Consider the following 25,832-nt stretch of genomic DNA (forward strand, 5'->3'; position numbering starts at 1 on the left):
TTAAGAAAGGAGGTCACTTCATTGAATCGCCTTAAAGAGAAGTTCCAAAAGGAAATTACTCCTGCTCTAGTGAGCAAGTTTAACTATAAATCTGTAATGCAGGTACCAAAAATCGAAAAGATCGTAATCAACACTGGTGTTGGTGACGCGGTATCTAACTCAAAAGCGTTAGACAACGCAGTAGAAGAATTAACACAAATCACAGGTCAAAAACCTGTTGTAACTCGTGCTAAAAAATCAATCGCTGGTTTCCGTCTTCGTGAAGGTATGCCAATCGGTGCGAAAGTAACTTTACGCGGCGAGCAAATGTATGAGTTCTTCGACAAATTAGTATCAGTTTCTTTACCACGTGTACGTGATTTCCGTGGTGTTTCTAAGAAATCATTCGATGGTCGTGGAAACTATACATTAGGTGTTAAAGAGCAACTTATTTTCCCTGAGATTGATTATGATAAAGTAAGCAAAGTCCGCGGTATGGACATCGTAATCGTTACTACAGCGAAAACTGATGAAGAAGCTCGTGAACTTTTAACACAATTCGGTATGCCATTCCAAAAATAATGGAAGCCAACGCTAAGTAGAGGAGGCGAAAACGTGGCTAAAAAATCTATGATAGCGAAACAAAAGCGTACTCCTAAGTTTAAAGTACAAGAGTATACACGTTGCGAACGCTGCGGTCGTCCGCATTCTGTATACCGCAAATTTAAACTTTGCCGTATTTGTTTCCGTGAACTTGCATATAAAGGTCAAATTCCTGGTGTTAAAAAAGCTAGTTGGTAAAACCCACAAATGGGAAGGAGGTAAAACACATGGTGATGACAGATCCAATTGCAGACATGCTTACTCGCATCCGTAATGCGAACATGGTACGTCATGAGAAATTAGAGGTTCCTGCTTCTAAAATCAAAAAAGAGATCGCTGAACTTTTAAAACGTGAAGGTTTCATTCGTGATGTAGAATACATCGAGGATAACAAACAAGGTATCCTTCGTATTTTCCTGAAATATGGTGCAAACAATGAACGTGTAATCACTGGATTAAAACGTATCAGTAAACCTGGCTTACGCGTTTACGCTAAAGCTGACGAAGTACCACGTGTACTTAACGGATTAGGTATCGCTCTTGTTTCTACATCTAAGGGAGTAATGACAGACAAAGACGCTCGTCAATTACAAACTGGTGGAGAAGTAGTAGCATACGTTTGGTAATATATATTTAAAACGAACGGAGGTGTGACCACATGTCTCGTATTGGTAAAAAGATTCTTGAAATCCCTGCAGGTGTTACTATTACAGTTGCAGAAGACAATACTGTAACAGTAAAAGGCCCTAAAGGTGAATTAACTCGTACTTTCAATGCTGATATGCTTATCAAAATTGAAGAGAATACATTAACAGTTGAGCGTCCATCTGAACAGAAGGAACACCGTGCATTACACGGTACAACTCGTGCTTTAATCGGAAACATGGTTGAAGGTGTAACTGAAGGTTTCGCACGCGGACTTGAATTAGTCGGTGTTGGTTACCGTGCTCAAAAACAAGGTGATAAACTTGTATTAAGCGTAGGTTATTCTCATCCAGTAGAAATGACTCCGGAAGCAGGTCTTGAAGTTGAAGTACCTGCACCAACTAAGATCGTAATTAAAGGTATCGACAAGCAACGTGTTGGCGAATTCGCTGCTAACATCCGTGCTGTACGTGCTCCTGAGCCTTACAAAGGTAAAGGTATTCGTTACGAAGGCGAAGTTGTTCGTCGTAAAGAAGGTAAAACTGCTAAGTAAACCCGTTAGGTGAGAGAAAGGAGTGACAAGAATGATCACTAAAGCTGATAAAAATGCGACTCGTAAGAAAAGACATGCACGTGTACGTGCTAAACTTACTGGTACTGCAGAGCGTCCACGTTTAAACGTGTTCCGTTCTAACCAACATATTTACGCTCAAGTTATTGATGATGTGAATGGTGTAACGTTAGTAAGTGCATCTACTCTTGATAAAGACCTTGCTCTTAACGGTACTAGCAATATTGAAGCTGCTACGAAAGTTGGAGAATCAGTTGCTAAGCGTGCTGTAGAGAAAGGCGTTAAAGAAGTAGTATTTGATCGCGGTGGTTACTTATACCATGGCCGTGTTAAAGCTCTAGCTGAAGCTGCTCGTGAGGCTGGATTACAATTTTAATGGTCAAAGGAGGGAAAATTGATGCATCGCATTGACCCAAGTAAATTAGAACTTGAAGAACGTGTAGTTACGATAAATCGTGTCGCGAAAGTTGTTAAGGGTGGTCGTCGTTTCCGCTTTGCTGCACTAGTTGTAGTTGGCGATAAAAACGGTCATGTTGGATTCGGTACTGGTAAAGCACAAGAGGTACCAGACGCAATCCGTAAAGCTATCGAAGACGCTAAGAAAAACTTAATCGCTGTACCATTAGTTGGTACAACAATTCCACACACAATCAACGGTCATTTTGGCGCTGGTGAAGTATTCTTAAAACCTGCTGCTGAGGGTACTGGTGTTATTGCTGGTGGACCTGTTCGTGCGGTCCTTGAATTAGCTGGTGTACAAGATATTCTTTCGAAATCTCTTGGTTCTAACACACCAATCAACATGATTCGCGCTACTGTGAACGGATTAAGCGAACTTAAGCGCGCTGAAGATGTTGCAAAATTACGCGGTAAATCTGTAGAAGAGCTACTAGGTTAAGGAGGGAAAACAAATGGCGAAAAAGTTAGAAATTACCCTCACTCGTAGTGTAATTGGTCGTCCACAAGATCAACGTGCGACGGTAGAAGCTTTAGGTCTTAAAAAGTTGAATTCAACTGTAGTTAAGGAAGAAACTCCTGCTATTCTTGGTATGATCAACAAAGTTTCTCACCTTGTAACTGTAAAAGAAGCTTAAGGATAACTCATTAATATAAGGAGGTGCCTGGGAATGAAACTTCATGAATTAAAACCTGCAGAAGGTTCTCGTAAAGTACGTAACCGTGTCGGTCGTGGTATCGGTTCTGGTAACGGTAAAACTGCTGGTAAAGGTCATAAAGGACAAAACGCACGTTCTGGCGGCGGTGTTCGTCTTGGCTTCGAAGGTGGTCAAACTCCATTATTCCGTCGTTTACCAAAACGCGGCTTCACAAACATTAACCGTAAAGAGTTTGCTATTGTAAACTTATCAACGTTAAATCGTTTTGAAGATGGTACAGAAGTAACACCTGAATTATTGCTGGAAACTGGCGTTATCAGCAAGTTAAACGACGGTGTTAAAGTTCTTGCAAGCGGAGCAGTAGAGAAAAAACTAACTGTTAAAGCGCACAAGTTCTCTTCAAGTGCTAAAGAAGCAATTGAAGCAGCTGGCGGATCAGTTGAGGTGATCTAATGTTTCGTACAATCTCCAACTTTATGCGCGTTGCTGAGATAAGACGTAAAATATTATTCACTTTAGCGATGTTAATCGTATTCAGGATTGGCACGTTTATCCCCGTGCCATTTACAAATGGAGACGTACTGAAGGCACAAGATCAATTAAATGCTTTAGGTATTCTAAATACATTTGGCGGTGGAGCCTTGAAAAACTTCTCCATCTTTGCGATGGGAATCATGCCGTATATTACAGCATCCATCATCGTGCAATTATTGCAGATGGATGTTGTTCCTAAATTTTCGGAATGGTCGAAGCAAGGTGAAATGGGCCGTCGTAAATTAACGCAATTCACGCGTTACTTTACAATTGTTCTTGCGTTTATTCAGGGGTTTGGTATGTCAATCGGTTTTAACGGTATGGTAGGTGGACAATTAATTTTGAATCCAGGTTGGAGCACTTATTTATACATTGCTACGGTACTGACTGCTGGTACTGCATTTTTAATGTGGTTAGGTGAACAGATTACAGCTAAAGGTGTAGGTAATGGTATTTCCATCCTTATCTTTGGCGGTATTGCCGCAGCGATCCCAAGTGTTATATCTCAAGTGTATCAGCAACAGTTTCAAAATATCGGAGATCAATTGTTCATGAGTATCGTTAAAGTTGCATTGATTTTACTAGCTGTGCTAGCAGTTATTGTGGGTGTTATTTTCATTCAACAGGCTGTTAGAAAGATCCCAATTCAATATGCGAAGCGTGTAACAGGAGGAAATGGTGGTTATGCTGGAGCACAAAACACACATTTACCGCTTAAGGTAAATAGTGCTGGTGTTATTCCAGTAATTTTTGCTGTTTCATTCTTAATTACGCCTCCGACTATTGCACAGTTCTTCCCGAAACATGATGTATCGCAGTGGATTATTGCAAACTTTAACTATTCTCACCCAGTGGGAATGATCATATATGTTGCGCTCATTGTAGCCTTCACATATTTCTATGCATTTGTTCAGGTTAATCCAGAGCAAATGTCAGAGAATCTAAACAAGCAAGGTGGATATGTTCCAGGTATTCGTCCGGGTAAGAATACGGAACAATATCTAACAAAAATCTTGTATCGTTTGACCTTTGTAGGATCAATTTTCCTAGCAGCGATTGCAATCTTACCAGTTATCTTTACGAAATTGGGAAATCTTCCTCCATCTGCACAGATCGGTGGAACGAGTATGTTAATCGTTGTCGGCGTTGCTTTAGAAACAATGAAGCAGCTAGAAAGCCAACTGGTAAAACGCCATTACAAAGGGTTTATCAAGCAGTGAGTAAGTGGGAAGAATTGTCTTCCCTACATGCTCATGTACTCTGAGGGGGAACAAGGATGAACTTAATTTTAATGGGGCTTCCTGGTGCTGGTAAAGGTACACAAGCCGAACAGATTGTTGCCAAGTATAACATCCCTCACATTTCAACAGGAGACATGTTCCGTGCAGCTATGAAGGCTGAAACTGAAATGGGTCTACAAGCAAAATCTTTTATTGATAAAGGTGCACTTGTTCCAGATGAAGTTACAATCGGAATCGTTCGTGAACGTTTAAGTCAAGACGACTGCGTAAGAGGTTTCTTACTAGACGGTTTCCCACGAACTGTTGCACAAGCATCAGCTCTTGAAGAAATTATGAAAGATCTTGGCAAAAAAATCGACTATGTTTTAAACATTAATGTGGATTCAGGGTTGTTATTAAAACGCCTTACAGGCCGTCGCATTTGTAAAGAGTGCGGTGCGACTTACCACTTAGAATTCAATCCACCAGCAAAAGCTGATGTGTGCGATAAATGTGGTGGCGAATTATATCAACGCTCTGATGACAATGAAGAAACTGTAGCAAATCGTTTAGATGTAAATATTAAGCAAACAAAACCTTTGCTTGATTTCTACGAAGAGCTTGGTTACTTACAAAGCATTAATGGTGAGCAAGATATCAATAAAGTATTTGCTGATATCGATGTTCTCATCGGAGGCTTAGCGTAATGATAATCTGCAAAACTCCTCGCGAGATAGAAATCATGCGAGAAGCTGGCAGGATCGTTGCTTTGACTCATCAAGAGTTGAAACAGCACATTACTCCAGGAATTACAACGAAAGAGCTCGATCAAATAGCGGAAAAGACGATTCAAAAATATGGTGCTACGCCATCTTTTAAAGGATACAACGGATTTCCGGGGAGCATATGTGCTTCTGTAAATGAAGAGCTTGTACACGGAATTCCAGGGAAGCGCAAGCTCAAAGAGGGCGATATCATCAGTATCGATATTGGTGCGAAATACAATGGGTACCATGGAGATTCTGCATGGACGTATCCAGTTGGAAACATTTCTGAATCTGTTCAAAAGCTACTTGATGTCACAGAAAAATCGTTGTATCTTGGTCTAGAACAAGTAAAACCAGGCGAGAGATTATCAAATATCTCACATGCGGTTCAAACCCATGCTGAAGAGAATGGATTCTCGATCGTTAGGGAGTATGTTGGTCACGGAATCGGGCAAGACTTACATGAGGACCCTCAAATCCCGCACTATGGTCCACCAAATAGAGGCCCTAGATTAAAGCCGGGAATGGTCATCTGTGTTGAGCCGATGGTGAATCAAGGAAGACGATATGTAAAAACACTATCTGATGACTGGACAGTGGTAACGGTAGATGGTAAATGGTGTGCCCATTTTGAGCACACGATTGCTCTTACAGAAGCAGGATACGAAATCCTTACCACTTTATAAGTAGCTGGCTCTCCGGGATTTCAGAGCAGTGTAAAATGTTACTGATTTGAAGAAGGGAGAACTATTGAATGGCTAAAGATGATGTAATTGAAGTCGAAGGTACCGTTCTTGAAACGTTGCCAAATGCTATGTTCAAAGTAGAATTAGAGAATGGGCATGTCGTATTGGCTCACGTTTCTGGTAAAATCCGTATGAACTTCATTCGTATTTTACCAGGAGACAAAGTTACGGTAGAATTATCTCCGTACGATTTAAATCGTGGTCGTATTACGTACCGTTTTAAATAATATAGCACTCCGTAATCTTTAAGGAGGTTCGAGACATGAAAGTAAGACCGTCAGTTAAACCAATCTGCGAAAAATGTAAAGTTATTCGTAGACGTGGAAAAGTAATGGTTATTTGTGAAAACCCTAAACATAAACAAAAACAAGGTTAATCAGAAGGAGGTGCATTCGTAATGGCACGTATCGCAGGTGTAGATATTCCTCGAGACAAACGCGTTGTTATTTCTTTAACTTACGTATTCGGCATTGGTCGCACAACTGCTGAAAAAATTCTTGCTGAAGCAGGTATTTCTGAAGAAACACGAGTTCGTGATTTAACGGAAGACGAATTAGGACGTATCCGTGATATCATCGATCGTATTAAAGTTGAGGGAGACCTTCGTCGTGAAGTATCTCTTAACATCAAACGTCTAATGGAGATCGGTTCTTACCGTGGTCTTCGTCACCGTCGTGGTTTACCAGTTCGTGGTCAAAACTCTAAAAACAATGCTCGTACACGTAAAGGTCCACGTCGTACAGTAGCAAATAAAAAGAAATAATAAGTAAAGGAGGTTGAACTAACAATGGCACGTAAAACAAACACTCGTAAAAAACGTGTGAAAAAGAATATTGAAGCTGGTATAGCTCATATTCGTTCTACTTTCAACAACACAATCGTAACACTTACAGATACTCACGGTAACGCACTTTCTTGGTCTAGTGCTGGTGCACTTGGTTTCCGTGGATCTCGTAAATCTACTCCATTCGCTGCGCAAATGGCTGCTGAAACTGCTGCTAAAGCTGCAATGGAACACGGTTTAAAAACTTTAGAGGTTACTGTTAAAGGTCCTGGTGCTGGTCGTGAAGCTGCAATTCGTGCTCTTCAAGCTGCAGGTCTAGAAGTAACAGCAATTAGAGATGTTACTCCAGTTCCTCATAATGGATGTCGTCCACCAAAACGTCGTCGTGTGTAATTTTTCTGTATAGAATTTTCCCTTTTGTCTATAATGGATATGATGCATTATCGAGAAATTTCGTACAGAAACATCGCTTGTTGTGCACAATCGGGAACTGCCTAAGGGGGACTTTCGGTTAGACAGGGGTTATACCTTTGTTTAACCGGGGTTTCGACGTTTTGAAGGAGGGTTTAGTTAATGATTGAAATCGAAAAGCCGAAAATCGAAACGGTTGAACTTAACGAAGATGCTAAATATGGTAAATTCGTAATTGAACCGCTTGAGCGTGGATATGGTACTACTTTGGGTAACTCCTTACGTCGTATTCTTTTATCCTCACTCCCTGGTGCCGCTGTTACTGCTATCCAAATCGATGGCGTATTACATGAATTTTCAACAGTTGAGGGCGTAGTAGAAGACGTTACGACGATCATCTTAAACTTGAAAAAGTTAGCTCTTAAAATCTACTCTGAAGAAGAGAAGACGTTGGAAATTGATGTACAGGGCGAAGGTATTGTCACAGCTGCTGATATTACTCACGATAGTGATGTAGAAATCTTAAATCCAGATTTACACATTGCAACGTTAGCAAAAGATGCGCATTTCCGCGTGCGTTTAACTGCAAAGCGTGGCCGTGGGTATACGCCAGCTGATGCAAATAAAAGCGAAGATCAACCAATAGGAGTAATTCCTATTGATTCTATTTATACTCCAGTATCACGTGTGACTTACCAAGTGGAAAAGACACGTGTCGGACAAGTGGCTAATTATGATAAGCTTACGCTTGATGTATGGACGGATGGAAGCATCGGGCCAAAAGAAGCTATCTCTTTAGGTGCCAAAATCTTAACTGAGCATTTAAATATCTTTGTTGGTTTAACTGATGAAGCACAAAATGCTGAGATTATGGTCGAGAAGGAAGAAGATCAAAAAGAGAAAGTTCTTGAGATGACTATCGAAGAACTAGACCTTTCTGTTCGTTCTTATAATTGCCTAAAACGTGCAGGAATTAATACTGTACAAGAGCTTGCGAACAAAACAGAAGAAGATATGATGAAAGTTCGTAACTTAGGACGTAAATCCTTAGAAGAAGTTAAACATAAACTTGAGGAATTAGGTTTAGGTTTACGTAAAGACGACTGAGGATTTAAACCCATCAACAAAGGAGGGAACTACGAATGGCATACAGAAAATTAGGCCGTACAAGTGCGCAACGTAAAGCTATGTTACGTGATTTAGCTACTGATTTAATTATCAACGAGCGCATCCAAACGACAGAAACTCGTGCAAAAGAACTTCGTTCTGTAGTGGAAAAAATGATCACTTTAGGTAAACGCGGAGATCTTCATGCTCGTCGTCAAGCAGCAGCTTTCATTCGCAATGAAGTAGCTAACGCTGAGACTGGTCAAGATGCACTTCAAAAACTATTCGCTGATGTAGCTCCACGCTATGCTGAGCGCCAAGGCGGATACACTCGTATTGCAAAAATTGGTCCACGTCGCGGAGACGCAGCACCAATGGTAATTATCGAGTTAGTATAATGATAATTAAAAGGGCAGGACAGTTCTTTTCAAGAAACTGGTCATGGCCCTTTTTTTTAAATATAAAAATAGGCTAACTTGGCGAAGGAAAGGGTGCCTTCTATTGAAAAAAGAGAAACTTCGGATAGAAAATATATCATTTCAATATCCTGGGGCAGCCACTTATGCATTAAAAGATGTTTCATTTTCCTTATATGAGGGAGAATGGGTATCTATTATTGGACAAAACGGTTCAGGAAAGTCTACACTTGCAAAATTATTGAATGGTTTGTTTTTGCCAGAAGCAGGGACTATTACAGTAAATGATACAATGGTTTTATCAGAGGAAACGGTATGGGATGTTCGAAAACAAATTGGAATGGTATTTCAAAATCCAGATAATCAATTTGTTGGAACGACAGTGCAAGATGATGTTGTATTTGGCTTGGAGAATATCGGAATGCCAAGAGAACAAATGATTGAAAGATTAGAACAGGCCTTGCAACTTGTCCGTATGGAAGATTTTCTTAATGATGAGCCTCATTCCTTATCTGGTGGGCAAAAGCAGCGAGTGGCAATAGCAGGCGTTTTAGCACTTCAACCATCTATTTTAATATTAGATGAAGCAACGTCAATGTTAGACCCTCAAGGGAGACGTGAAGTAGTAGAAACGGTTAGACAACTTGTTACTCAAAAAGGTATTACCGTGTTATCAATTACGCACGATTTAGAAGAAGCGGCACAGTCAGATCGTGTCATTATTTTAAATAAGGGAGAAATATTAGAGGAAGGGACTCCAGAAAAAATTTTCAAATCCTCTCATATGCTCCAAGAAATTGGCTTAGATGTACCGTTTTCGGTGAAAATAGCAGAATTATTAAAAAGAAATGAAATTCTCTTGCAAAATACGCATCTTACAATGGAAAGCTTGGTGAACGAACTTTGGAGATTACATTCCAAAAAGTAGAACATCGTTATCAATATAAAACTCCATTTGAAAGACGCGCACTTTATGATGTAGACGTGTCGTTTCCAAGTGGGGGCTATTATGCCATTATCGGTCATACTGGTTCAGGAAAGTCGACGATGATTCAACATTTAAATGGTTTATTGCAGCCGACAAATGGTACAGTTCAAATTGGTGAACATTTGATTTCGGCAGGAAAGAAAGAAAAAAAGCTAAAGCCACTACGTAAAAAAGTAGGGGTTGTCTTTCAATTTCCAGAACATCAGTTGTTTGAAGAGACTGTGGAGAAAGATATTTGTTTCGGCCCTACTAATTTTGGAGTATCTGTAGACGAAGCAAGGCAAAAGGCTAGAAAGGCAATTGAACTTGTAGGGCTAGAACCAGAACTGTTAACACGTTCTCCGTTCGAATTAAGTGGTGGACAAATGAGACGTGTTGCTATAGCGGGTGTACTGGCAATGGAACCTGAAGTGCTTGTATTAGATGAACCTACAGCAGGACTAGATCCAAAAGGGCAGAACGAACTTATGGAGATGTTTTATAATCTGCACAAGGAGAAGGGTCTTACAGTCATCCTTGTAACGCATAATATGGAGGATGCTGCTCAGTATGCGGAGCAGATTGTAGTTATGCATAAAGGAACGGTCTTTTTGCAAGGAAGTGCAGAGGAAGTATTTTCACATGCTGATGAACTAGAGAAAATTGGTGTGGATCTTCCTATGTCATTAAAGTATAAACGTGCAATTGAAGAGAAGTTTGGTATTTCAATTCCAAAGGCTACCTTATCTTTAGAGGATCTTACTCATGAAGTTGTGCAGGTGTTACGAAAAGGTGGTCATGAATCATGCAGCAGTTGATTATTGGGAGATATATCCCGGGGAATTCACTTATTCATCAACTTGATCCACGTACGAAGCTGCTGATTGTCTTTTTATATGTATTTGTTGTTTTCTTAGCAAATAATGCGATTTCATATGGATTTTTATTTTTATATGCACTCATTGCTTTATTTTTTGCAAAAGTGCCGATTCGTTATGTACTTTCGGGCTTAAAACCAATTTTATGGATTTTTCTTTTTACATTTTTCCTGCATATTTTTACAAATAAAGAGGGGGATGTACTATTCCAGCTTGGTTGGTTTTCGATATATGAAAAAGGATTAGAGCAAGGGATATACATTTCTGTACGATTCTTCGTTATTATTTTAATGACGACATTATTAACGTTAACGACGACACCTATTGAAATTACAGATGGTTTGGAGACGTTATTAAAGCCGTTGAAGCGTATAAAGGTTCCTGTTCATGAAATCGCATTAATGATGTCAATTTCTCTTCGTTTTATCCCGACATTAATGGATGAAACGAGTAAAATAATGAAAGCACAAGCGTCACGTGGTATTGATTTTGCCGGGGGACCGATAAAAGATAGAATGAAAGCTATTATTTCACTGCTCGTTCCTCTGTTTATCAGTGCTTTTAAGCGTGCAGAGGACTTAGCCATTGCGATGGAAGCTCGTGGATATCAAAGTGGTGAAGGACGTACTAAATTTAGGCAACTACGCTGGAAAACAAGCGATACAGTAACGATTGTCAGCTTATTTTGTTTAGCTTGTATTTTGGCATGGGTGCGATCGTAATGGAGAATAGAGAAATGGATAGAATAAAATGTACGGTTGCATATGATGGCATGCATTTTTGTGGTTATCAAATTCAGCCGAACCATCGTACTGTTCAACAGGAGATAGAAAAAGCATTGCAGAAATTGCATAAGGGAGAACTTGTTCGTGTTCAGGCATCTGGTAGAACAGATTCTACAGTTCATGCAAAAGGACAAGTAATACACTTTGATACTCCTTTGTCTCTTGAAGAATGGCAATGGAGTAATGCTTTAAACACAATGTTGCCAGATGATATTGTTATTAGGCAAGTAGAGAAAAAAACAGAAGAATTTCATGCACGTTACGGTGTTGAGAAAAAAGAATATCGTTATCGTGTATTATTATCAAAGACTGCGGATGTATTCCGTAGAAATTACGTATATCAATATCCATACCCGCTCGAAATCAACTCTATAAGAAAAGCAATTCCTTATTTTATTGGAACGCATGATTTTACTTCTTTTTGTTCGGCAAAAACTGACAAAAAAGATAAAGTGCGAACAATTTATGAAATCGAGTTAATTGAACAAGATGATGAAATAATTTTTCGTTTTGTAGGTAATGGATTTTTATATAATATGGTCAGAATTATTGTTGGTACGTTACTTAGCGTAGGGCAAGGAAAGCTTGATCCTGATAGCATTCCAGAGATTTTAGCGAAACAAAATCGTCAGTTTGCTGGAAAGATGGCTCCAGGTCATGGGCTTTACTTGTGGGAGGTAAACTATAACAACTAATCCTGGTGTAACATTTGCTTGACATTAGAAACTCAAAAGTATATCATAACATATGGTATTGTTTCTAAAACCACGATTAGCCCCGGAAGGAAATCGTGTTTAAGATAAACAATAGATTTTTTCTATGGAAAAGATAACGAGGAGGGAAACACATGCGTACGACTTTTATGGCAAAAGCTAACGAAGTTGAGCGTAAATGGTATGTGGTTGATGCTGAAGGTCAAACTTTAGGTCGCCTTGCTAGTGAAGTAGCATCCATTTTACGTGGTAAAAACAAACCTACATTTACACCACACGTTGACACGGGTGATCATGTAATTATTATTAACGCTGAGAAAATTCATTTAACAGGTAATAAATTAAACGATAAAATTTACTACCGTCACACTAACCACCCAGGTGGACTTAAGCAAAGAACAGCTCTTGAAATGCGTACAAACTACCCTGTACAAATGTTAGAGCTTGCAATTAAAGGCATGCTTCCAAAAGGACGCTTAGGCCGTCAAGTTTCTAAGAAACTTAACGTGTATGCTGGAGCAGAGCATCCACACCAAGCACAAAAACCAGAAGTTTACGAACTTCGCGGATAATTAATTAAAGGAGGGCTTACTTTGGCACAGGTTCAATACTATGGCACTGGACGTCGTAAGAGTTCAGTAGCGCGCGTACGCCTAGTTCCAGGCGAAGGACGCGTTATCATTAACGGTCGTGATTTTGAAAACTATATCCCATTTGCTGCATTACGTGAAGTAGTGAAACAACCTCTAGTTGCAACAGAAACTTTAGGTAACTACGATGTACTTGTAAACGTAAATGGTGGTGGATACACTGGTCAAGCTGGTGCTATTCGTCACGGTATTTCTCGCGCTTTATTAAAAGCTGATCCAGAATACCGTCTAACACTAAAACGTGCAGGTCTATTAACTCGTGACGCACGTATGAAAGAGCGTAAAAAATACGGTCTTAAAGGCGCACGTCGTGCACCTCAGTTCTCAAAACGTTAATTTTTGCGAACTACAAACCCCAACCATTTTGGTTGGGGTTTTTTTATGTTTCATTCCTCTTTTGCAATTTTTATAGCTTGGAATATTTTAGTGCTACCGCCGCGCGTATGCTTCTTCTTTAGAAGTTTAGACTAATACGTATTAGGGAGGTTTATATGTACTATGAATGTCATTGTCAGCTTACAAGAAAAACAAAAAGAAAAGCAGTTAAAATACGAGCGGAAGATGTTGCGGGAATTATCATTAAAAACATTGCGTTCAAATATTCGTGATGCCTTTCAAATGCAAGAGCTTCATCGTCAGTATGAAGATTACTGTATTGAATTAGGGATAGAATCTTATTTATTAGGAGCGAGATACAGTAAATTTGGTTATTATGGTGAATCGTTTTTTGATGTGAAATATAGAGCTTTAGAAGAAGAACAACAATTAACTGAAACGCTATTTCAATTTTTAACGAGTATGACTATGCGAGAAATAAAGTTGAAAGATGAGGAGTTACTTTTTGAATCTTGTCAGCAGTTTATAGGATTGTGGTGGCAAGAAGGGTATGAAAAAGGTGAAAGAAGATATCGATTAAAGCTTCATTAAGACAAGCATAAACTTTCCTCTTGTCCCATATAAGTAATTAGAGGGACTAGCTGGAGGAGGAAAGGTATGAAGAGAATTCGAATTATCTCTTTTGCACTCGCTGCGGTTGTATTGTTTTTTTTAGTCAAGCAAGAATTTCAAATTACAAAATCGTGGCGAGCTTGGAATTTACCCTTATCAGGGAAAGTAATTGTATTAGATGCTGGGCATGGTGGACCAGATGGAGGGGCTGTTGGTGGAAAGGATATTATAGAAAAGGATATTACGCTTGAAATTACAAAAAAGGTACAAGACTATTTACAAGAACAAGGTGCACTAGTTATTTTAACGCGTGAGGGAGATTATGATTTAGCTAACAAAGATACAAAGTCATATAGTAGACGTAAAGCAGAGGATTTAAAAAAACGTGTAGAAATCATCAATAAACCTGATGTAGACTTTTTTGCAAGTATTCATTTAAATGCTTTAACTAGTAGTGGATCGAAAGGCGCACAAACGTTCTATTACCGCTCTTCGATTGAAAATGAACGTGCTGCAAAATTTATACAGGCTGAATTGAGAACAAGTTTAGAGAACACGAATCGTTCTGCTAAGACAATTTCGCATGTGTATTTATTAAAGTATTCTAAAACACCAGGTGCTTTAATTGAAGCCGGCTTTTTATCGAATGTGAACGAAAGGTATATGTTAAATTCGGAGAAATATCAGCAAAAGGTAGCAGCTGCAATATACCGTGGTATATTACGTTATTTCACGGAAAAAGGAAATCCTCCAGAATAAGGAGGATTTTTTTGAGCTTCTCTCGTTAACGAAGTTTTCGGAAAATATGTTATACTGGAAATGTAAACGCATTTATTTCAAGAATACGCAGAGATAAATTCAATTAACATTACGTTATTTTTCATACAGGGGGCTGGGCTAATTATGGTAACGAAAGAGCAAGTGGTTGAAGCGTTAGAAGGGATTGTAGATCCGTTTTTACATAAAACATTAAAAGAAACAAGTGCAATTAAAGAGGTAACAGTCAAGCCAGAGAAGGAACATGTGAGTGTTAAAATTGCAATCGTAAAAACCGGTACAGCGGAACAAATGCAGTTGCAGTCTGGAATTGTAAAGTTAGTAAAAGAACTTGGGGCAGCAACAGTTGGACTTCGTTTTGCAGAATTTACAGAAGAGGAATTAGCTCAGTTTGCACCGGAACAAGAAGAAGAGCAAAGTGAATCTTTATTGTCACCTAATTCAAAAACAACATTCTTAGCAGTAGCGAGTGGAAAAGGTGGCGTGGGAAAATCAACTGTTTCCGTTAACCTTGCAGTTGCTTTAGCTCGTTTAGGAAAAAAAGTTGGTATTATTGATGCGGACATTTACGGTTTTAGTGTGCCAGACATGATGGGGATAGAAAAACGTCCTATCGTAAGAGGTGACAAGATAATTCCGGTGGAACGTTTAGGTGTAAAGGTAATCTCAATGGGCTTCTTTGTAGAGGATAATGCACCAGTTATTTGGAGAGGACCTATGCTTGGGAAAATGTTAAACCACTTCTTCACAGAAGTAGAATGGGGCGATTTAGATTATTTAGTACTAGATTTGCCACCAGGCACAGGTGATGTTGCGTTAGATGTGCACTCAATGTTGCCATCTTGCAAAGAGATTATTGTAACGACGCCTCATCCAACAGCTGCGTTTGTAGCAGCGCGTGCTGGAGCGATGGCATTGCGCACTGAACATAGTATTCTTGGTGTTGTTGAGAATATGGCATATTTTGAAAGTAAGGTAACTGGTGAGAAAGAATATGTATTTGGAAAAGGCGGGGGAGATAAGTTAGCTACCGAATTACAAACGAATGTTCTTGGTCGTATTCCACTGCAACAACCCGATTGGAATAAAGAAGACTTTGCTCCTTCAGTATATGAAGATACACATACAACGGGCATTATTTATAGTAAAATAGCTGAAACAGTAATTGATAAAACAGCTGTTACACAAAAATAAAGTGAAACTTTAATCAGTGGGGTTCACCTGTTACTGACAACAATAAGGCTTTTGTTGCTAGTAAACCTTTCGTTTAATTAGAGGGGTCCATTTTGTCTGTTAATAGCAAGATAAAGTAATAACGAGTGGACAATATATAAATTGTCCACTCGTTATTATAGTTATTATTTTTTACTGTTCTTCCTTCTTCTCGCCTTGAGAACCACCGTCACCGCCTGCTTCTTTCTTACCAGATCCGCCTTTTTCAGCTTTTTGCACACCTTTACTAATGATATCAATCATCTTGGCTTGGAAGAGTGGACTTTCAGCAGTTTCTGTTAGTACTTGTTGTAGATATTGACGGTATTCTTTACTCTTCATTGTTTGTAACATCATTTTTTCTACTTCAGGATTTTTCATAATTTCTATAACGCCTGCTTGGTATTCAGGGTCTTTTAATAAGGTTTTCATTAATTGAGTTTGTTCTTTCCCCATACTTTTAGCAAATTTTGATGAGAACTCAGGATCTTTAAAGAGCTTTTCCCAGAATTGTTGCCCTTTATCGGATACCATGGCATCTTCAATCGTTTTCTTTACTACTGTTTCATCTAGTATGAGTGCTTGTTTCATTTTTTCATCAGTTAATACATCTTGAATAGCTTTCTTACCTTGATCTGTTTTTAAAATATCAACAATCATTTTCTTTGTTTGATCGTAATCTAGTTCGGATTTCGTTTCTTTTCCTTGTGCGCATGCTGCAAGTGCGATAAGTAGAAAAGAAGAAACGAAAATGAATAGCATCCGTTTCATAAGTTGGAACTCCTTTCAGCACAGTTCTCTCTTTTTAATATAAATATCTTTAAGGAATTTATACATGAACATGGCTAGCTTTTTGAAATTGTCATTGATACAATTTAATTAGAAATATAAGGATAATGGGGGATGTGTTGTGAATAGCCGCAAGTGGGTACGACTATTTTTAACGACGTTGTTTCTTGGTGGGATTAGCACAGTTATTATTGGTTTTGTTTTGGAGTGGGACAAGTACAATGAATTTTTTCAAAATTTCGACGGTAAGGAGATTTTAGCAGTATCTTTCTGGCTGATGGGTGTAGGATTTATTTTTAGTGTTATAAGTCAAATGGGATTCTTTGCATATTTAACAATCCACCGTTTTGGACTAGGGATGTTTCGCTCATCTTCTTTATGGAATGCAGTCCAGCTCTTCTTTATTGCATTCGTATTATTTGATTTTGTGTATTTAAGATCTGTACTTATTGCAAATGGGGAAGTCTCGTTAGGGAATAATATACTTGTTGCTGGAATGTTATTTGTGTTTGGAGCAATTGTTGCTTATGTAAAAAGTAAAGAAACAAATAAAAAAGCATTTGTGCCAGCTCTGTTCTTTATGGTTGTTGTAACGATCCTTGAATGGGTACCGGCGCTTCGGATTAATGATACAGATTGGTTATATTTAATGGTTATACCGCTATTGTTATGTAATGCATATCAATTACTTGTATTACATCGTTTAATCGGAAAAACAAGTAAATCAGCTTAATAGAGAGGTTTTATACAACATCAGTTATAATGTTGTAAATGGTATGATTAAAAAAGCTCTACCACCTTCTTGAAAGGTAGTAGAGCTTTTTATGCGTGAAGAGTAGTAGGGAAGAAGCTACTTCACATCTTCACTTTTCGTACTTGTGTTGGAAATAAGTTGTGAAACGGATATTTGCTCATATCCATCACTTTTTATTTTTTGCAGGAGCAGCGGTAAAGCTCTATTTGTTTGAAGGGCAGAATCGGATGCGTGTAATAACACGATATCTCCACCTTTCAAATTATTAGAGACAGTGGAAACGATGTTATTTACACCTGGGTTTTTCCAATCGTTTGAATTATTACTCCAATGCACGACGGTGTATCCAAGTGATTCTGCGATTTTAAGGGTTGCTTTGTTAAATTCGCCACTAGGTGGACGTAACAGCTTGACTTGTTTTACACCAAGTTTCGTAAAAACATCTTGTGCTCGTAAAAGGTCTCGTCTTATTTCATTTGTCTCTAGAGAAGTATAGGATGTGTAATTGTACCCCATACTACCGATTTCGTGTCCATCTTTCATGATTCGCTCTACAATATCGGGGTGTCTTTCGGCCCATGCAGCAGAAAGGAAGAAGGTTGCATTCTTAATTTCTTTTTCTTTAAGAGTATCTAGGATTGGAATTGCTTTTTTGTCTCCCCAACTAATATCAAACGTAAATGCAACTTGCTTTTTAGCGGTGTCTCCTTTGTAAATTACTTTAGGGCCTGTAGCAGTTGAAAAAGCAGATTCATGTGAATATGTTTTTAAAAAGAGTAGCCATGCTGTAAATAAGGACAGTATCACTATTAAGCTAATGTGTTTAAAATTTCTCTTACTCGTAATAAAAAAGAAAAACATAATATTACGCCCCTTTGTCCAATCCTTTTCAGTTACATATATGCTGGAAATATAAAAAAGAGAACAAAGGATTAATATCGTAAGTAGTGGATATAATGGATGATAGGATTGTGATAATTGAAAATGAGCGGAACGTTTATTGTTGCGTAAGGAATTATTGAGGTGATTGTTTGCTTGGGCTGATGTTGACAAAAGAAGAGAGAAAAGAAATGGAATACATATTGAAGAGAGAATTAGAGGAACTTTTATTTGATTTTGAAGATGAGCGTATTCATGAAGTTGTAAAAAAAGCTATGGAAGAAAGATATAAAATCATTTTCTGTTTATTCCGGAGAGTAGCTAACACAGAAGAATGTATTCGTTATGTAAGAAAAAGAATTTTTTATTAAAAAGTGTTGACGTTAATAGTTTGTATATGTTAAATTAATAACCGTCGCTGATGCGGAAACGCAGAAAACGACAAAAAGAAATTGAAAAACTTAGTTGACATTAACTAACGAAGATGTTAACATAAGGAAGTCGCAAATGAGCGACCAAGTAGTTCTTTGAAAACTGAACGAAACAAACAACGTGAAACGTCAATTTTTATTTTAGATGCTAGACAAACTAACTTTATTGGAGAGTTTGATCCTGGCTCAGGATGAACGCTGGCGGCGTGCCTAATACATGCAAGTCGAGCGAATGGATTAAGAGCTTGCTCTTATGAAGTTAGCGGCGGACGGGTGAGTAACACGTGGGTAACCTGCCCATAAGACTGGGATAACTCCGGGAAACCGGGGCTAATACCGGATAACATTTTGAACTGCATGGTTCGAAATTGAAAGGCGGCTTCGGCTGTCACTTATGGATGGACCCGCGTCGCATTAGCTAGTTGGTGAGGTAACGGCTCACCAAGGCAACGATGCGTAGCCGACCTGAGAGGGTGATCGGCCACACTGGGACTGAGACACGGCCCAGACTCCTACGGGAGGCAGCAGTAGGGAATCTTCCGCAATGGACGAAAGTCTGACGGAGCAACGCCGCGTGAGTGATGAAGGCTTTCGGGTCGTAAAACTCTGTTGTTAGGGAAGAACAAGTGCTAGTTGAATAAGCTGGCACCTTGACGGTACCTAACCAGAAAGCCACGGCTAACTACGTGCCAGCAGCCGCGGTAATACGTAGGTGGCAAGCGTTATCCGGAATTATTGGGCGTAAAGCGCGCGCAGGTGGTTTCTTAAGTCTGATGTGAAAGCCCACGGCTCAACCGTGGAGGGTCATTGGAAACTGGGAGACTTGAGTGCAGAAGAGGAAAGTGGAATTCCATGTGTAGCGGTGAAATGCGTAGAGATATGGAGGAACACCAGTGGCGAAGGCGACTTTCTGGTCTGTAACTGACACTGAGGCGCGAAAGCGTGGGGAGCAAACAGGATTAGATACCCTGGTAGTCCACGCCGTAAACGATGAGTGCTAAGTGTTAGAGGGTTTCCGCCCTTTAGTGCTGAAGTTAACGCATTAAGCACTCCGCCTGGGGAGTACGGCCGCAAGGCTGAAACTCAAAGGAATTGACGGGGGCCCGCACAAGCGGTGGAGCATGTGGTTTAATTCGAAGCAACGCGAAGAACCTTACCAGGTCTTGACATCCTCTGAAAACCCTAGAGATAGGGCTTCTCCTTCGGGAGCAGAGTGACAGGTGGTGCATGGTTGTCGTCAGCTCGTGTCGTGAGATGTTGGGTTAAGTCCCGCAACGAGCGCAACCCTTGATCTTAGTTGCCATCATTAAGTTGGGCACTCTAAGGTGACTGCCGGTGACAAACCGGAGGAAGGTGGGGATGACGTCAAATCATCATGCCCCTTATGACCTGGGCTACACACGTGCTACAATGGACGGTACAAAGAGCTGCAAGACCGCGAGGTGGAGCTAATCTCATAAAACCGTTCTCAGTTCGGATTGTAGGCTGCAACTCGCCTACATGAAGCTGGAATCGCTAGTAATCGCGGATCAGCATGCCGCGGTGAATACGTTCCCGGGCCTTGTACACACCGCCCGTCACACCACGAGAGTTTGTAACACCCGAAGTCGGTGGGGTAACCTTTTTGGAGCCAGCCGCCTAAGGTGGGACAGATGATTGGGGTGAAGTCGTAACAAGGTAGCCGTATCGGAAGGTGCGGCTGGATCACCTCCTTTCTATGGAGAATTGATGAACGCTGTTCATCAATATAAGTTTCCGTGTTTCGTTTTGTTCAGTTTTGAGAGAACTATCTCTCATATATAAATGTATGTTCTTTGAAAACTAGATAACAGTGTAGCTCATATTTTTTAATTTTTAGTTTGGTTAAGTTAGAAAGGGCGCACGGTGGATGCCTTGACACTAGGAGTCGATGAAGGACGGGACTAACGCCGATATGCTTCGGGGAGCTGTAAGTAAGCTTTGATCCGAAGATTTCCGAATGGGGAAACCCACCATACGTAATGGTATGGTATCCTTATCTGAATACATAGGGTAAGGAAGACAGACCCAGGGAACTGAAACATCTAAGTACCTGGAGGAAGAGAAAGCAAATGCGATTTCCTGAGTAGCGGCGAGCGAAACGGAACATAGCCCAAACCAAGAGGCTTGCCTCTTGGGGTTGTAGGACATTCTATACGGAGTTACAAAGGAACGAGGTAGATGAAGCGACCTGGAAAGGTCCGTCGTAGAGGGTAACAACCCCGTAGTCGAAACTTCGTTCTCTCTTGAATGTATCCTGAGTACGGCGGAACACGTGAAATTCCGTCGGAATCTGGGAGGACCATCTCCCAAGGCTAAATACTCCCTAGTGATCGATAGTGAACCAGTACCGTGAGGGAAAGGTGAAAAGCACCCCGGAAGGGGAGTGAAAGAGATCCTGAAACCGTGTGCCTACAAATAGTCAGAGCCCGTTAACGGGTGATGGCGTGCCTTTTGTAGAATGAACCGGCGAGTTACGATCCCGTGCGAGGTTAAGCTGAAGAGGCGGAGCCGCAGCGAAAGCGAGTCTGAATAGGGCGTTTAGTACGTGGTCGTAGACCCGAAACCAGGTGATCTACCCATGTCCAGGGTGAAGTTCAGGTAACACTGAATGGAGGCCCGAACCCACGCACGTTGAAAAGTGCGGGGATGAGGTGTGGGTAGCGGAGAAATTCCAATCGAACCTGGAGATAGCTGGTTCTCCCCGAAATAGCTTTAGGGCTAGCCTTAAGTGTAAGAGTCTTGGAGGTAGAGCACTGATTGGACTAGGGGTCCTCATCGGATTACCGAATTCAGTCAAACTCCGAATGCCAATGACTTATCCTTAGGAGTCAGACTGCGAGTGATAAGATCCGTAGTCAAAAGGGAAACAGCCCAGACCGCCAGCTAAGGTCCCAAAGTGTGTATTAAGTGGAAAAGGATGTGGAGTTGCTTAGACAACTAGGATGTTGGCTTAGAAGCAGCCACCATTTAAAGAGTGCGTAATAGCTCACTAGTCGAGTGACTCTGCGCCGAAAATGTACCGGGCTAAATACACCACCGAAGCTGCGGATTGATACCAATGGTATCAGTGGTAGGGGAGCGTTCTAAGGACAGTGAAGTCAGACCGGAAGGACTGGTGGAGTGCTTAGAAGTGAGAATGCCGGTATGAGTAGCGAAAGACGGGTGAGAATCCCGTCCACCGAATGCCTAAGGTTTCCTGAGGAAGGCTCGTCCGCTCAGGGTTAGTCAGGACCTAAGCCGAGGCCGACAGGCGTAGGCGATGGACAACAGGTTGATATTCCTGTACCACCTCTTTATCGTTTGAGCAATGGAGGGACGCAGAAGGATAGAAGAAGCGTGCGATTGGTTGTGCACGTCCAAGCAGTTAGGCTGATAAGTAGGCAAATCCGCTTATCGCGTATGCTGAGCTGTGATGGGGAAGCTCCTTATGGAGCGAAGTCTTTGATTCCCCGCTGCCAAGAAAAGCTTCTAGCGAGATAAAAGGTGCCTGTACCGCAAACCGACACAGGTAGGCGAGGAGAGAATCCTAAGGTGTGCGAGAGAACTCTGGTTAAGGAACTCGGCAAAATGACCCCGTAACTTCGGGAGAAGGGGTGCTTTCTTAACGGAAAGCCGCAGTGAATAGGCCCAAGCGACTGTTTAGCAAAAACACAGCTCTCTGCGAAGCCGTAAGGCGAAGTATAGGGGGTGACACCTGCCCGGTGCTGGAAGGTTAAGGAGAGGGGTTAGCGTAAGCGAAGCTCTGAACTGAAGCCCCAGTAAACGGCGGCCGTAACTATAACGGTCCTAAGGTAGCGAAATTCCTTGTCGGGTAAGTTCCGACCCGCACGAAAGGTGTAACGATTTGGGCACTGTCTCAACCAGAGACTCGGTGAAATTATAGTACCTGTGAAGATGCAGGTTACCCGCGACAGGACGGAAAGACCCCGTGGAGCTTTACTGTAGCCTGATATTGAATTTTGGTACAGTTTGTACAGGATAGGCGGGAGCCATTGAAACCGGAGCGCTAGCTTCGGTGGAGGCGCTGGTGGGATACCGCCCTGACTGTATTGAAATTCTAACCTACGGGTCTTATCGACCCGGGAGACAGTGTCAGGTGGGCAGTTTGACTGGGGCGGTCGCCTCCTAAAGTGTAACGGAGGCGCCCAAAGGTTCCCTCAGAATGGTTGGAAATCATTCGTAGAGTGCAAAGGCATAAGGGAGCTTGACTGCGAGACCTACAAGTCGAGCAGGGACGAAAGTCGGGCTTAGTGATCCGGTGGTTCCGCATGGAAGGGCCATCGCTCAACGGATAAAAGCTACCCCGGGATAACAGGCTTATCTCCCCCAAGAGTCCACATCGACGGGGAGGTTTGGCACCTCGATGTCGGCTCATCGCATCCTGGGGCTGTAGTCGGTCCCAAGGGTTGGGCTGTTCGCCCATTAAAGCGGTACGCGAGCTGGGTTCAGAACGTCGTGAGACAGTTCGGTCCCTATCCGTCGTGGGCGTAGGAAATTTGAGAGGAGCTGTCCTTAGTACGAGAGGACCGGGATGGACGCACCGCTGGTGTACCAGTTGTTCTGCCAAGGGCATAGCTGGGTAGCTATGTGCGGAAGGGATAAGTGCTGAAAGCATCTAAGCATGAAGCCCCCCTCAAGATGAGATTTCCCATAGCGTAAGCTAGTAAGATCCCTGAAAGATGATCAGGTTGATAGGTTCGAGGTGGAAGCATGGTGACATGTGGAGCTGACGAATACTAATAGATCGAGGACTTAACCATATAATATGTAGCAAATGTTATCTAGTTTTGAAAGAATATAAAAAACTTGTTGACTTTCGAGGTCAAATGAGTTAAAATGATTCTTGTCTTAAATGAATACAGTCTGGTAATGATGGCAGAGAGGTCACACCCGTTCCCATACCGAACACGGAAGTTAAGCTCTCTAGCGCCGATGGTAGTTGGGACCTTGTCCCTGTGAGAGTAGGACGTTGCCAGGCTAATATTATTCCGCAGTAGCTCAGTGGTAGAGCTATCGGCTGTTAACCGATCGGTCGTAGGTTCGAGTCCTACCTGCGGAGCCATTATGCTTCCATAGCTCAGCTGGTAGAGCACTTCCATGGTAAGGAAGAGGTCACCGGTTCAAGCCCGGTTGGAAGCTTGGGAATAGGTTTAAAACTTTTTTGGCCCGTTGGTCAAGTGGTTAAGACACCGCCCTTTCACGGCGGTAACACGGGTTCGAATCCCGTACGGGTCACCACTTTTGGAGGATTAGCTCAGCTGGGAGAGCACCTGCCTTACAAGCAGGGGGTCGGCGGTTCGATCCCGTCATCCTCCACCATATATATTTAAAATGTCGGAGGGGTAGCGAAGTGGCTAAACGCGGCGGACTGTAAATCCGCTCCTTCGGGTTCGGCAGTTCGAATCTGCCCCCCTCCACCATTTTCTTTAAAATAACCTGAGAGGGTTTATTTTTTTGAAAAGATAACCATACTAGTAAATATTAATGGGCTATAGCCAAGCGGTAAGGCAACGGACTTTGACTCCGTCATGCGCTGGTTCGAATCCAGCTAGCCCAGCCATTTACGAGCCATTAGCTCAGTTGGTAGAGCATCTGACTTTTAATCAGAGGGTCGAAGGTTCGAGTCCTTCATGGCTCATCATTTTTGCGGAAGTAGTTCAGTGGTAGAATACAACCTTGCCAAGGTTGGGGTCGCGGGTTCGAATCCCGTCTTCCGCTTAATTAATAAGGGGCCTTAGCTCAGCTGGGAGAGCGCCTGCCTTGCACGCAGGAGGTCAGCGGTTCGATCCCGCTAGGCTCCATCTAAATAAAAAAGCTTACATCATACGATGTAAGCTTTTTTTGTGTTTAAAAAGACAACTTTTATACTTGTCGTTTAAAATGAAGAAAACGTAAAAATAAGGGATGGGGAGATAATTGTGAAAGTTGTTATTGCATCTGATTCATATAAAGAAAGCCTAAAAGCTATAGAAGTATGTGGAGCTATTGAAAGAGGTTTTAGAGCAATTTTTCCTAATGCAGAGTATGTGAAAATACCAATTGGAGATGGAGGAGAAGGGACGGTTGAATCACTTGTTGATGCTACAGGGGGGAGAATTATATCAATTAGTGTGACAGGACCGCTTAGAGAAGGTATACAAGCTTTTTATGGCATTTCTAAAGATAAAAAGACAGCGTTTATCGAAATGGCAGCAGCATCAGGATTACAGCACGTTCCAGTTGAAAAGCGCAACCCACTTATTACAACGACAAAAGGAACAGGAGAACTTATATTACATGCGCTAGATCAAGGAGTGGAGTACATAATTTTAGGACTTGGAGGAAGTGCTACAAATGATGGCGGGGCAGGTATGTTAGCGGCTTTAGGAGTAAGGTTTATAAATGGTAAGGGTGAAGTAATAGATCCATCTGGAGGCACATTACACTCGATTGTTACTATTGATTTTTCACGAATGGACCCACGCTTAAAGGGGGTAAAGATAGAAGCGGCATGTGATGTGGATAATCCATTAGTCGGAATGCAGGGAGCATCTTTCGTATTTGGGAGACAAAAGGGTGCAAATATAGAGATGATGAAAGAGCTAGATGAGAATTTACAACATTATGCGAATATGCTTAAACGATATGTATCTTTTGATGTATCTGAAATACCTGGTGCAGGGGCAGCGGGAGGAATGGGAGCGGCTGTTATTTCAGTGTTAAAGGGAGACTTGCGTAGGGGCATTGAAATTGTATTAGATTATACAAATTTCGATAAACATATAGAAGATGCACATCTTATTATAACTGGTGAAGGTAGAATAGATAAACAAACTGCATATGGAAAGGCTCCTGTGGGTGTTGCGGGGCGTGCAAAACGTTTTTCTGTGCCTGTAATTGCTATTGGAGGGTCTGTATCATCTGATTATTCAGCTGTGTACGAGAAAGGAATAGATGCGGTATTTAGTATCACAACGAGACCGATGACACTAGAAGAAGCATATAAAGTAGCAGAAGAAAATATTGAAATGACAACGAAGAATATTGCAACAGTATGGAAAATAGCATCAGAAAAACACTTCTAAATATAGGAGTGTTTTATTATTATTATTTAATAATAGTGATTGCGATTGTTTCATTAAGTTAACTTT

Annotated in this window: 31 protein-coding genes, 9 tRNA genes and 3 rRNA genes; 41 read left to right on the plus strand and 2 right to left on the minus strand. The window is 41.2% G+C overall.

Annotated elements, in window-relative coordinates:
- The first annotated feature begins 21 nt into the window (after positions 1–21).
- The 26 genes from rplE to ACTL4X_RS00855 all read left to right on the plus strand — a co-directional run bounded on the left by rplE (position 22) and on the right by ACTL4X_RS00855 (position 15,810).
- The gene (rplE, locus tag ACTL4X_RS00730) at positions 22–561 is read left to right on the plus strand and encodes a 50S ribosomal protein L5 (protein ID WP_001080831.1); all 540 of its coding nucleotides are present in this window, start codon (positions 22–24) and stop codon (positions 559–561) included.
- A 33-nt stretch (positions 562–594) separates the two neighbouring features.
- On the plus strand, positions 595–780 hold the full coding sequence (rpsN, locus tag ACTL4X_RS00735) for a 30S ribosomal protein S14 (RefSeq protein WP_001085700.1): 186 nt from the start codon (positions 595–597) through the stop codon (positions 778–780).
- A gap of 29 nt (positions 781–809) precedes the next feature.
- Positions 810–1,208 (plus strand): 30S ribosomal protein S8, encoded by a 399-nt coding sequence (gene rpsH / locus ACTL4X_RS00740; RefSeq protein ID WP_000245511.1) that lies wholly within the window; start codon positions 810–812, stop codon positions 1,206–1,208.
- 32 nt (positions 1,209–1,240) lie between these two features.
- Positions 1,241–1,780 carry a 50S ribosomal protein L6 gene (rplF, locus tag ACTL4X_RS00745; protein WP_000086558.1) on the plus strand — a complete coding sequence of 180 codons (540 nt, stop codon included), beginning with the start codon at positions 1,241–1,243 and terminating at the stop codon, positions 1,778–1,780.
- 31 nt (positions 1,781–1,811) lie between these two features.
- Complete coding sequence (gene rplR / locus ACTL4X_RS00750) at positions 1,812–2,174, plus strand: 50S ribosomal protein L18 (protein WP_000628816.1); 363 nt, start codon at positions 1,812–1,814, stop codon at positions 2,172–2,174.
- A 21-nt stretch (positions 2,175–2,195) separates the two neighbouring features.
- Positions 2,196–2,696: a 30S ribosomal protein S5 gene (gene rpsE / locus ACTL4X_RS00755; RefSeq protein WP_000554646.1), complete on the plus strand. Its 501-nt coding sequence runs from the start codon at positions 2,196–2,198 to the stop codon at positions 2,694–2,696.
- A 13-nt stretch (positions 2,697–2,709) separates the two neighbouring features.
- The gene (gene rpmD, locus ACTL4X_RS00760; RefSeq protein WP_001085234.1) at positions 2,710–2,892 is read left to right on the plus strand and encodes a 50S ribosomal protein L30; all 183 of its coding nucleotides are present in this window, start codon (positions 2,710–2,712) and stop codon (positions 2,890–2,892) included.
- A 33-nt stretch (positions 2,893–2,925) separates the two neighbouring features.
- Positions 2,926–3,366, plus strand: coding sequence for a 50S ribosomal protein L15 (rplO, locus tag ACTL4X_RS00765; protein WP_000766081.1), 441 nt, complete (start codon positions 2,926–2,928; stop codon positions 3,364–3,366).
- Positions 3,366–4,667 (plus strand): preprotein translocase subunit SecY, encoded by a 1,302-nt coding sequence (gene secY / locus ACTL4X_RS00770; RefSeq protein ID WP_000490117.1) that lies wholly within the window; start codon positions 3,366–3,368, stop codon positions 4,665–4,667. The genes rplO and secY overlap by 1 nt, the downstream gene beginning before the upstream one ends.
- Before the next feature lie 56 nt (positions 4,668–4,723).
- Positions 4,724–5,374: an adenylate kinase gene (locus tag ACTL4X_RS00775; protein WP_001048989.1), complete on the plus strand. Its 651-nt coding sequence runs from the start codon at positions 4,724–4,726 to the stop codon at positions 5,372–5,374.
- Complete coding sequence (gene map / locus ACTL4X_RS00780) at positions 5,374–6,120, plus strand: type I methionyl aminopeptidase (RefSeq protein WP_000582539.1); 747 nt, start codon at positions 5,374–5,376, stop codon at positions 6,118–6,120. The genes ACTL4X_RS00775 and map overlap by 1 nt, the downstream gene beginning before the upstream one ends.
- A 68-nt stretch (positions 6,121–6,188) precedes the next feature.
- Complete coding sequence (gene infA, locus ACTL4X_RS00785) at positions 6,189–6,407, plus strand: translation initiation factor IF-1 (RefSeq protein WP_001029884.1); 219 nt, start codon at positions 6,189–6,191, stop codon at positions 6,405–6,407.
- Positions 6,408–6,442: 35 nt separating this feature from the next.
- On the plus strand, positions 6,443–6,556 hold the full coding sequence (gene rpmJ / locus ACTL4X_RS00790) for a 50S ribosomal protein L36 (protein WP_000868344.1): 114 nt from the start codon (positions 6,443–6,445) through the stop codon (positions 6,554–6,556).
- Positions 6,557–6,577: 21 nt separating this feature from the next.
- On the plus strand, positions 6,578–6,943 hold the full coding sequence (rpsM, locus tag ACTL4X_RS00795) for a 30S ribosomal protein S13 (RefSeq protein WP_000090788.1): 366 nt from the start codon (positions 6,578–6,580) through the stop codon (positions 6,941–6,943).
- Positions 6,944–6,967: 24 nt separating this feature from the next.
- The gene (rpsK, locus tag ACTL4X_RS00800; protein ID WP_000101798.1) at positions 6,968–7,357 is read left to right on the plus strand and encodes a 30S ribosomal protein S11; all 390 of its coding nucleotides are present in this window, start codon (positions 6,968–6,970) and stop codon (positions 7,355–7,357) included.
- A 180-nt stretch (positions 7,358–7,537) separates the two neighbouring features.
- Positions 7,538–8,482: a DNA-directed RNA polymerase subunit alpha gene (locus tag ACTL4X_RS00805; RefSeq protein WP_000569643.1), complete on the plus strand. Its 945-nt coding sequence runs from the start codon at positions 7,538–7,540 to the stop codon at positions 8,480–8,482.
- Positions 8,483–8,517: 35 nt separating this feature from the next.
- Positions 8,518–8,880, plus strand: a complete 363-nt coding sequence (gene rplQ, locus ACTL4X_RS00810; RefSeq protein ID WP_000331490.1) for a 50S ribosomal protein L17 — start codon at positions 8,518–8,520, stop codon at positions 8,878–8,880.
- A gap of 103 nt (positions 8,881–8,983) precedes the next feature.
- A complete protein-coding gene (locus tag ACTL4X_RS00815) occupies positions 8,984–9,826 on the plus strand; it encodes an energy-coupling factor ABC transporter ATP-binding protein (RefSeq protein ID WP_000711757.1) in 843 nt (280 codons plus the stop codon).
- Positions 9,802–10,683, plus strand: a complete 882-nt coding sequence (locus ACTL4X_RS00820) for an energy-coupling factor ABC transporter ATP-binding protein (protein WP_000406536.1) — start codon at positions 9,802–9,804, stop codon at positions 10,681–10,683. The genes ACTL4X_RS00815 and ACTL4X_RS00820 overlap by 25 nt, the downstream gene beginning before the upstream one ends.
- A complete protein-coding gene (locus ACTL4X_RS00825) occupies positions 10,671–11,465 on the plus strand; it encodes an energy-coupling factor transporter transmembrane component T family protein (protein WP_001186526.1) in 795 nt (264 codons plus the stop codon). The genes ACTL4X_RS00820 and ACTL4X_RS00825 overlap by 13 nt, the downstream gene beginning before the upstream one ends.
- 14 nt (positions 11,466–11,479) lie before the next feature.
- Positions 11,480–12,223, plus strand: coding sequence for a tRNA pseudouridine(38-40) synthase TruA (truA, locus tag ACTL4X_RS00830; RefSeq protein WP_002164804.1), 744 nt, complete (start codon positions 11,480–11,482; stop codon positions 12,221–12,223).
- A gap of 152 nt (positions 12,224–12,375) precedes the next feature.
- On the plus strand, positions 12,376–12,813 hold the full coding sequence (gene rplM, locus ACTL4X_RS00835; RefSeq protein ID WP_001260793.1) for a 50S ribosomal protein L13: 438 nt from the start codon (positions 12,376–12,378) through the stop codon (positions 12,811–12,813).
- A gap of 21 nt (positions 12,814–12,834) precedes the next feature.
- On the plus strand, positions 12,835–13,227 hold the full coding sequence (rpsI, locus tag ACTL4X_RS00840) for a 30S ribosomal protein S9 (protein WP_000079986.1): 393 nt from the start codon (positions 12,835–12,837) through the stop codon (positions 13,225–13,227).
- Positions 13,228–13,389: 162 nt separating this feature from the next.
- Positions 13,390–13,818 carry a DUF2521 family protein gene (locus ACTL4X_RS00845; RefSeq protein ID WP_001101005.1) on the plus strand — a complete coding sequence of 143 codons (429 nt, stop codon included), beginning with the start codon at positions 13,390–13,392 and terminating at the stop codon, positions 13,816–13,818.
- 66 nt (positions 13,819–13,884) lie between these two features.
- A complete protein-coding gene (gene cwlD / locus ACTL4X_RS00850) occupies positions 13,885–14,598 on the plus strand; it encodes an N-acetylmuramoyl-L-alanine amidase CwlD (protein WP_000822439.1) in 714 nt (237 codons plus the stop codon).
- A gap of 144 nt (positions 14,599–14,742) precedes the next feature.
- Entirely contained in the window at positions 14,743–15,810 is a 1,068-nt protein-coding gene (locus tag ACTL4X_RS00855; RefSeq protein WP_000256628.1) for an Mrp/NBP35 family ATP-binding protein, read from the plus strand.
- Between the two features lie 171 nt (positions 15,811–15,981).
- Here the strand turns inward: ACTL4X_RS00855 and gerD are convergent, their stop codons facing one another.
- Positions 15,982–16,599, minus strand: a complete 618-nt coding sequence (gene gerD / locus ACTL4X_RS00860; RefSeq protein ID WP_000827295.1) for a spore germination lipoprotein GerD — start codon at positions 16,597–16,599, stop codon at positions 15,982–15,984.
- A gap of 139 nt (positions 16,600–16,738) precedes the next feature.
- On the opposite strand from gerD, the gene kbaA reads away from it, so the two are divergent.
- The gene (gene kbaA / locus ACTL4X_RS00865) at positions 16,739–17,350 is read left to right on the plus strand and encodes a KinB signaling pathway activation protein KbaA (RefSeq protein ID WP_001088524.1); all 612 of its coding nucleotides are present in this window, start codon (positions 16,739–16,741) and stop codon (positions 17,348–17,350) included.
- A gap of 117 nt (positions 17,351–17,467) precedes the next feature.
- Here kbaA and pdaB read toward each other — a convergent pair whose 3' ends face one another.
- A complete protein-coding gene (gene pdaB / locus ACTL4X_RS00870; RefSeq protein WP_000464703.1) occupies positions 17,468–18,232 on the minus strand; it encodes a polysaccharide deacetylase family sporulation protein PdaB in 765 nt (254 codons plus the stop codon).
- Positions 18,233–18,402: 170 nt separating this feature from the next.
- Here pdaB and ACTL4X_RS00875 point away from each other — a divergent pair, with 170 nt between their 5' ends.
- From ACTL4X_RS00875 to ACTL4X_RS00940, 14 genes are all read left to right on the plus strand, one after another.
- The gene (locus ACTL4X_RS00875; protein WP_000901147.1) at positions 18,403–18,621 is read left to right on the plus strand and encodes a hypothetical protein; all 219 of its coding nucleotides are present in this window, start codon (positions 18,403–18,405) and stop codon (positions 18,619–18,621) included.
- Between the two features lie 223 nt (positions 18,622–18,844).
- Positions 18,845–20,396 (plus strand): 16S ribosomal RNA (locus ACTL4X_RS00880).
- Positions 20,397–20,542: 146 nt separating this feature from the next.
- Positions 20,543–23,462 (plus strand): 23S ribosomal RNA (locus ACTL4X_RS00885).
- Between the two features lie 102 nt (positions 23,463–23,564).
- A 5S ribosomal RNA gene (gene rrf, locus ACTL4X_RS00890) occupies positions 23,565–23,680 on the plus strand.
- The 16S, 23S and 5S rRNA genes sit together here with 9 tRNA genes alongside, the layout of an rRNA operon.
- Positions 23,681–23,689: 9 nt before the next feature.
- A tRNA-Asn gene (locus ACTL4X_RS00895) sits at positions 23,690–23,764 on the plus strand.
- Between the two features lie 4 nt (positions 23,765–23,768).
- Positions 23,769–23,841: transfer RNA gene (locus ACTL4X_RS00900), tRNA-Thr, on the plus strand.
- 24 nt (positions 23,842–23,865) lie between these two features.
- Positions 23,866–23,940, plus strand: a tRNA-Glu gene (locus ACTL4X_RS00905).
- A 5-nt stretch (positions 23,941–23,945) separates the two neighbouring features.
- Positions 23,946–24,021, plus strand: a tRNA-Val gene (locus tag ACTL4X_RS00910).
- Between the two features lie 17 nt (positions 24,022–24,038).
- A tRNA-Tyr gene (locus tag ACTL4X_RS00915) sits at positions 24,039–24,122 on the plus strand.
- 65 nt (positions 24,123–24,187) lie between these two features.
- Positions 24,188–24,262: transfer RNA gene (locus tag ACTL4X_RS00920), tRNA-Gln, on the plus strand.
- Positions 24,263–24,267: 5 nt separating this feature from the next.
- A tRNA-Lys gene (locus tag ACTL4X_RS00925) sits at positions 24,268–24,340 on the plus strand.
- An 8-nt stretch (positions 24,341–24,348) separates the two neighbouring features.
- Positions 24,349–24,420 (plus strand) — tRNA-Gly (locus tag ACTL4X_RS00930).
- 10 nt (positions 24,421–24,430) lie between these two features.
- Positions 24,431–24,503, plus strand: a tRNA-Ala gene (locus ACTL4X_RS00935).
- 117 nt (positions 24,504–24,620) lie between these two features.
- Positions 24,621–25,766 (plus strand): glycerate kinase, encoded by a 1,146-nt coding sequence (locus ACTL4X_RS00940; protein WP_000869587.1) that lies wholly within the window; start codon positions 24,621–24,623, stop codon positions 25,764–25,766.
- The last annotated feature ends 66 nt before the right edge of the window (positions 25,767–25,832 follow it).

The sequence above is a fragment of the Bacillus sp. RE35 genome (genome assembly GCF_052146655.1).
GTDB classification, from domain to species: domain Bacteria; phylum Bacillota; class Bacilli; order Bacillales; family Bacillaceae_G; genus Bacillus_A; species Bacillus_A cereus.

Coding starts and splice junctions, on each gene's coding strand:
- ACTL4X_RS00825 (WP_001186526.1), top strand. CDS start 10,671: ATGCAGCAGTTGATTATTGGGAGATATATCCCGGGGAATTCACTTATT.
- rpsM (WP_000090788.1), top strand. CDS start 6,578: ATGGCACGTATCGCAGGTGTAGATATTCCTCGAGACAAACGCGTTGTT.
- rpmD (WP_001085234.1), top strand. CDS start 2,710: ATGGCGAAAAAGTTAGAAATTACCCTCACTCGTAGTGTAATTGGTCGT.
- rplM (WP_001260793.1), top strand. CDS start 12,376: ATGCGTACGACTTTTATGGCAAAAGCTAACGAAGTTGAGCGTAAATGG.
- truA (WP_002164804.1), top strand. CDS start 11,480: ATGGATAGAATAAAATGTACGGTTGCATATGATGGCATGCATTTTTGT.
- rplR (WP_000628816.1), top strand. CDS start 1,812: ATGATCACTAAAGCTGATAAAAATGCGACTCGTAAGAAAAGACATGCA.
- pdaB (WP_000464703.1), bottom strand. CDS start 18,232: ATGTTTTTCTTTTTTATTACGAGTAAGAGAAATTTTAAACACATTAGC.
- ACTL4X_RS00805 (WP_000569643.1), top strand. CDS start 7,538: ATGATTGAAATCGAAAAGCCGAAAATCGAAACGGTTGAACTTAACGAA.
- secY (WP_000490117.1), top strand. CDS start 3,366: ATGTTTCGTACAATCTCCAACTTTATGCGCGTTGCTGAGATAAGACGT.
- rpmJ (WP_000868344.1), top strand. CDS start 6,443: ATGAAAGTAAGACCGTCAGTTAAACCAATCTGCGAAAAATGTAAAGTT.
- map (WP_000582539.1), top strand. CDS start 5,374: ATGATAATCTGCAAAACTCCTCGCGAGATAGAAATCATGCGAGAAGCT.
- rpsE (WP_000554646.1), top strand. CDS start 2,196: ATGCATCGCATTGACCCAAGTAAATTAGAACTTGAAGAACGTGTAGTT.
- rpsH (WP_000245511.1), top strand. CDS start 810: ATGGTGATGACAGATCCAATTGCAGACATGCTTACTCGCATCCGTAAT.
- rplO (WP_000766081.1), top strand. CDS start 2,926: ATGAAACTTCATGAATTAAAACCTGCAGAAGGTTCTCGTAAAGTACGT.
- ACTL4X_RS00845 (WP_001101005.1), top strand. CDS start 13,390: ATGAATGTCATTGTCAGCTTACAAGAAAAACAAAAAGAAAAGCAGTTA.
- cwlD (WP_000822439.1), top strand. CDS start 13,885: ATGAAGAGAATTCGAATTATCTCTTTTGCACTCGCTGCGGTTGTATTG.
- ACTL4X_RS00775 (WP_001048989.1), top strand. CDS start 4,724: ATGAACTTAATTTTAATGGGGCTTCCTGGTGCTGGTAAAGGTACACAA.
- rplQ (WP_000331490.1), top strand. CDS start 8,518: ATGGCATACAGAAAATTAGGCCGTACAAGTGCGCAACGTAAAGCTATG.
- ACTL4X_RS00855 (WP_000256628.1), top strand. CDS start 14,743: ATGGTAACGAAAGAGCAAGTGGTTGAAGCGTTAGAAGGGATTGTAGAT.
- infA (WP_001029884.1), top strand. CDS start 6,189: ATGGCTAAAGATGATGTAATTGAAGTCGAAGGTACCGTTCTTGAAACG.
- rplF (WP_000086558.1), top strand. CDS start 1,241: ATGTCTCGTATTGGTAAAAAGATTCTTGAAATCCCTGCAGGTGTTACT.
- gerD (WP_000827295.1), bottom strand. CDS start 16,599: ATGAAACGGATGCTATTCATTTTCGTTTCTTCTTTTCTACTTATCGCA.
- rpsK (WP_000101798.1), top strand. CDS start 6,968: ATGGCACGTAAAACAAACACTCGTAAAAAACGTGTGAAAAAGAATATT.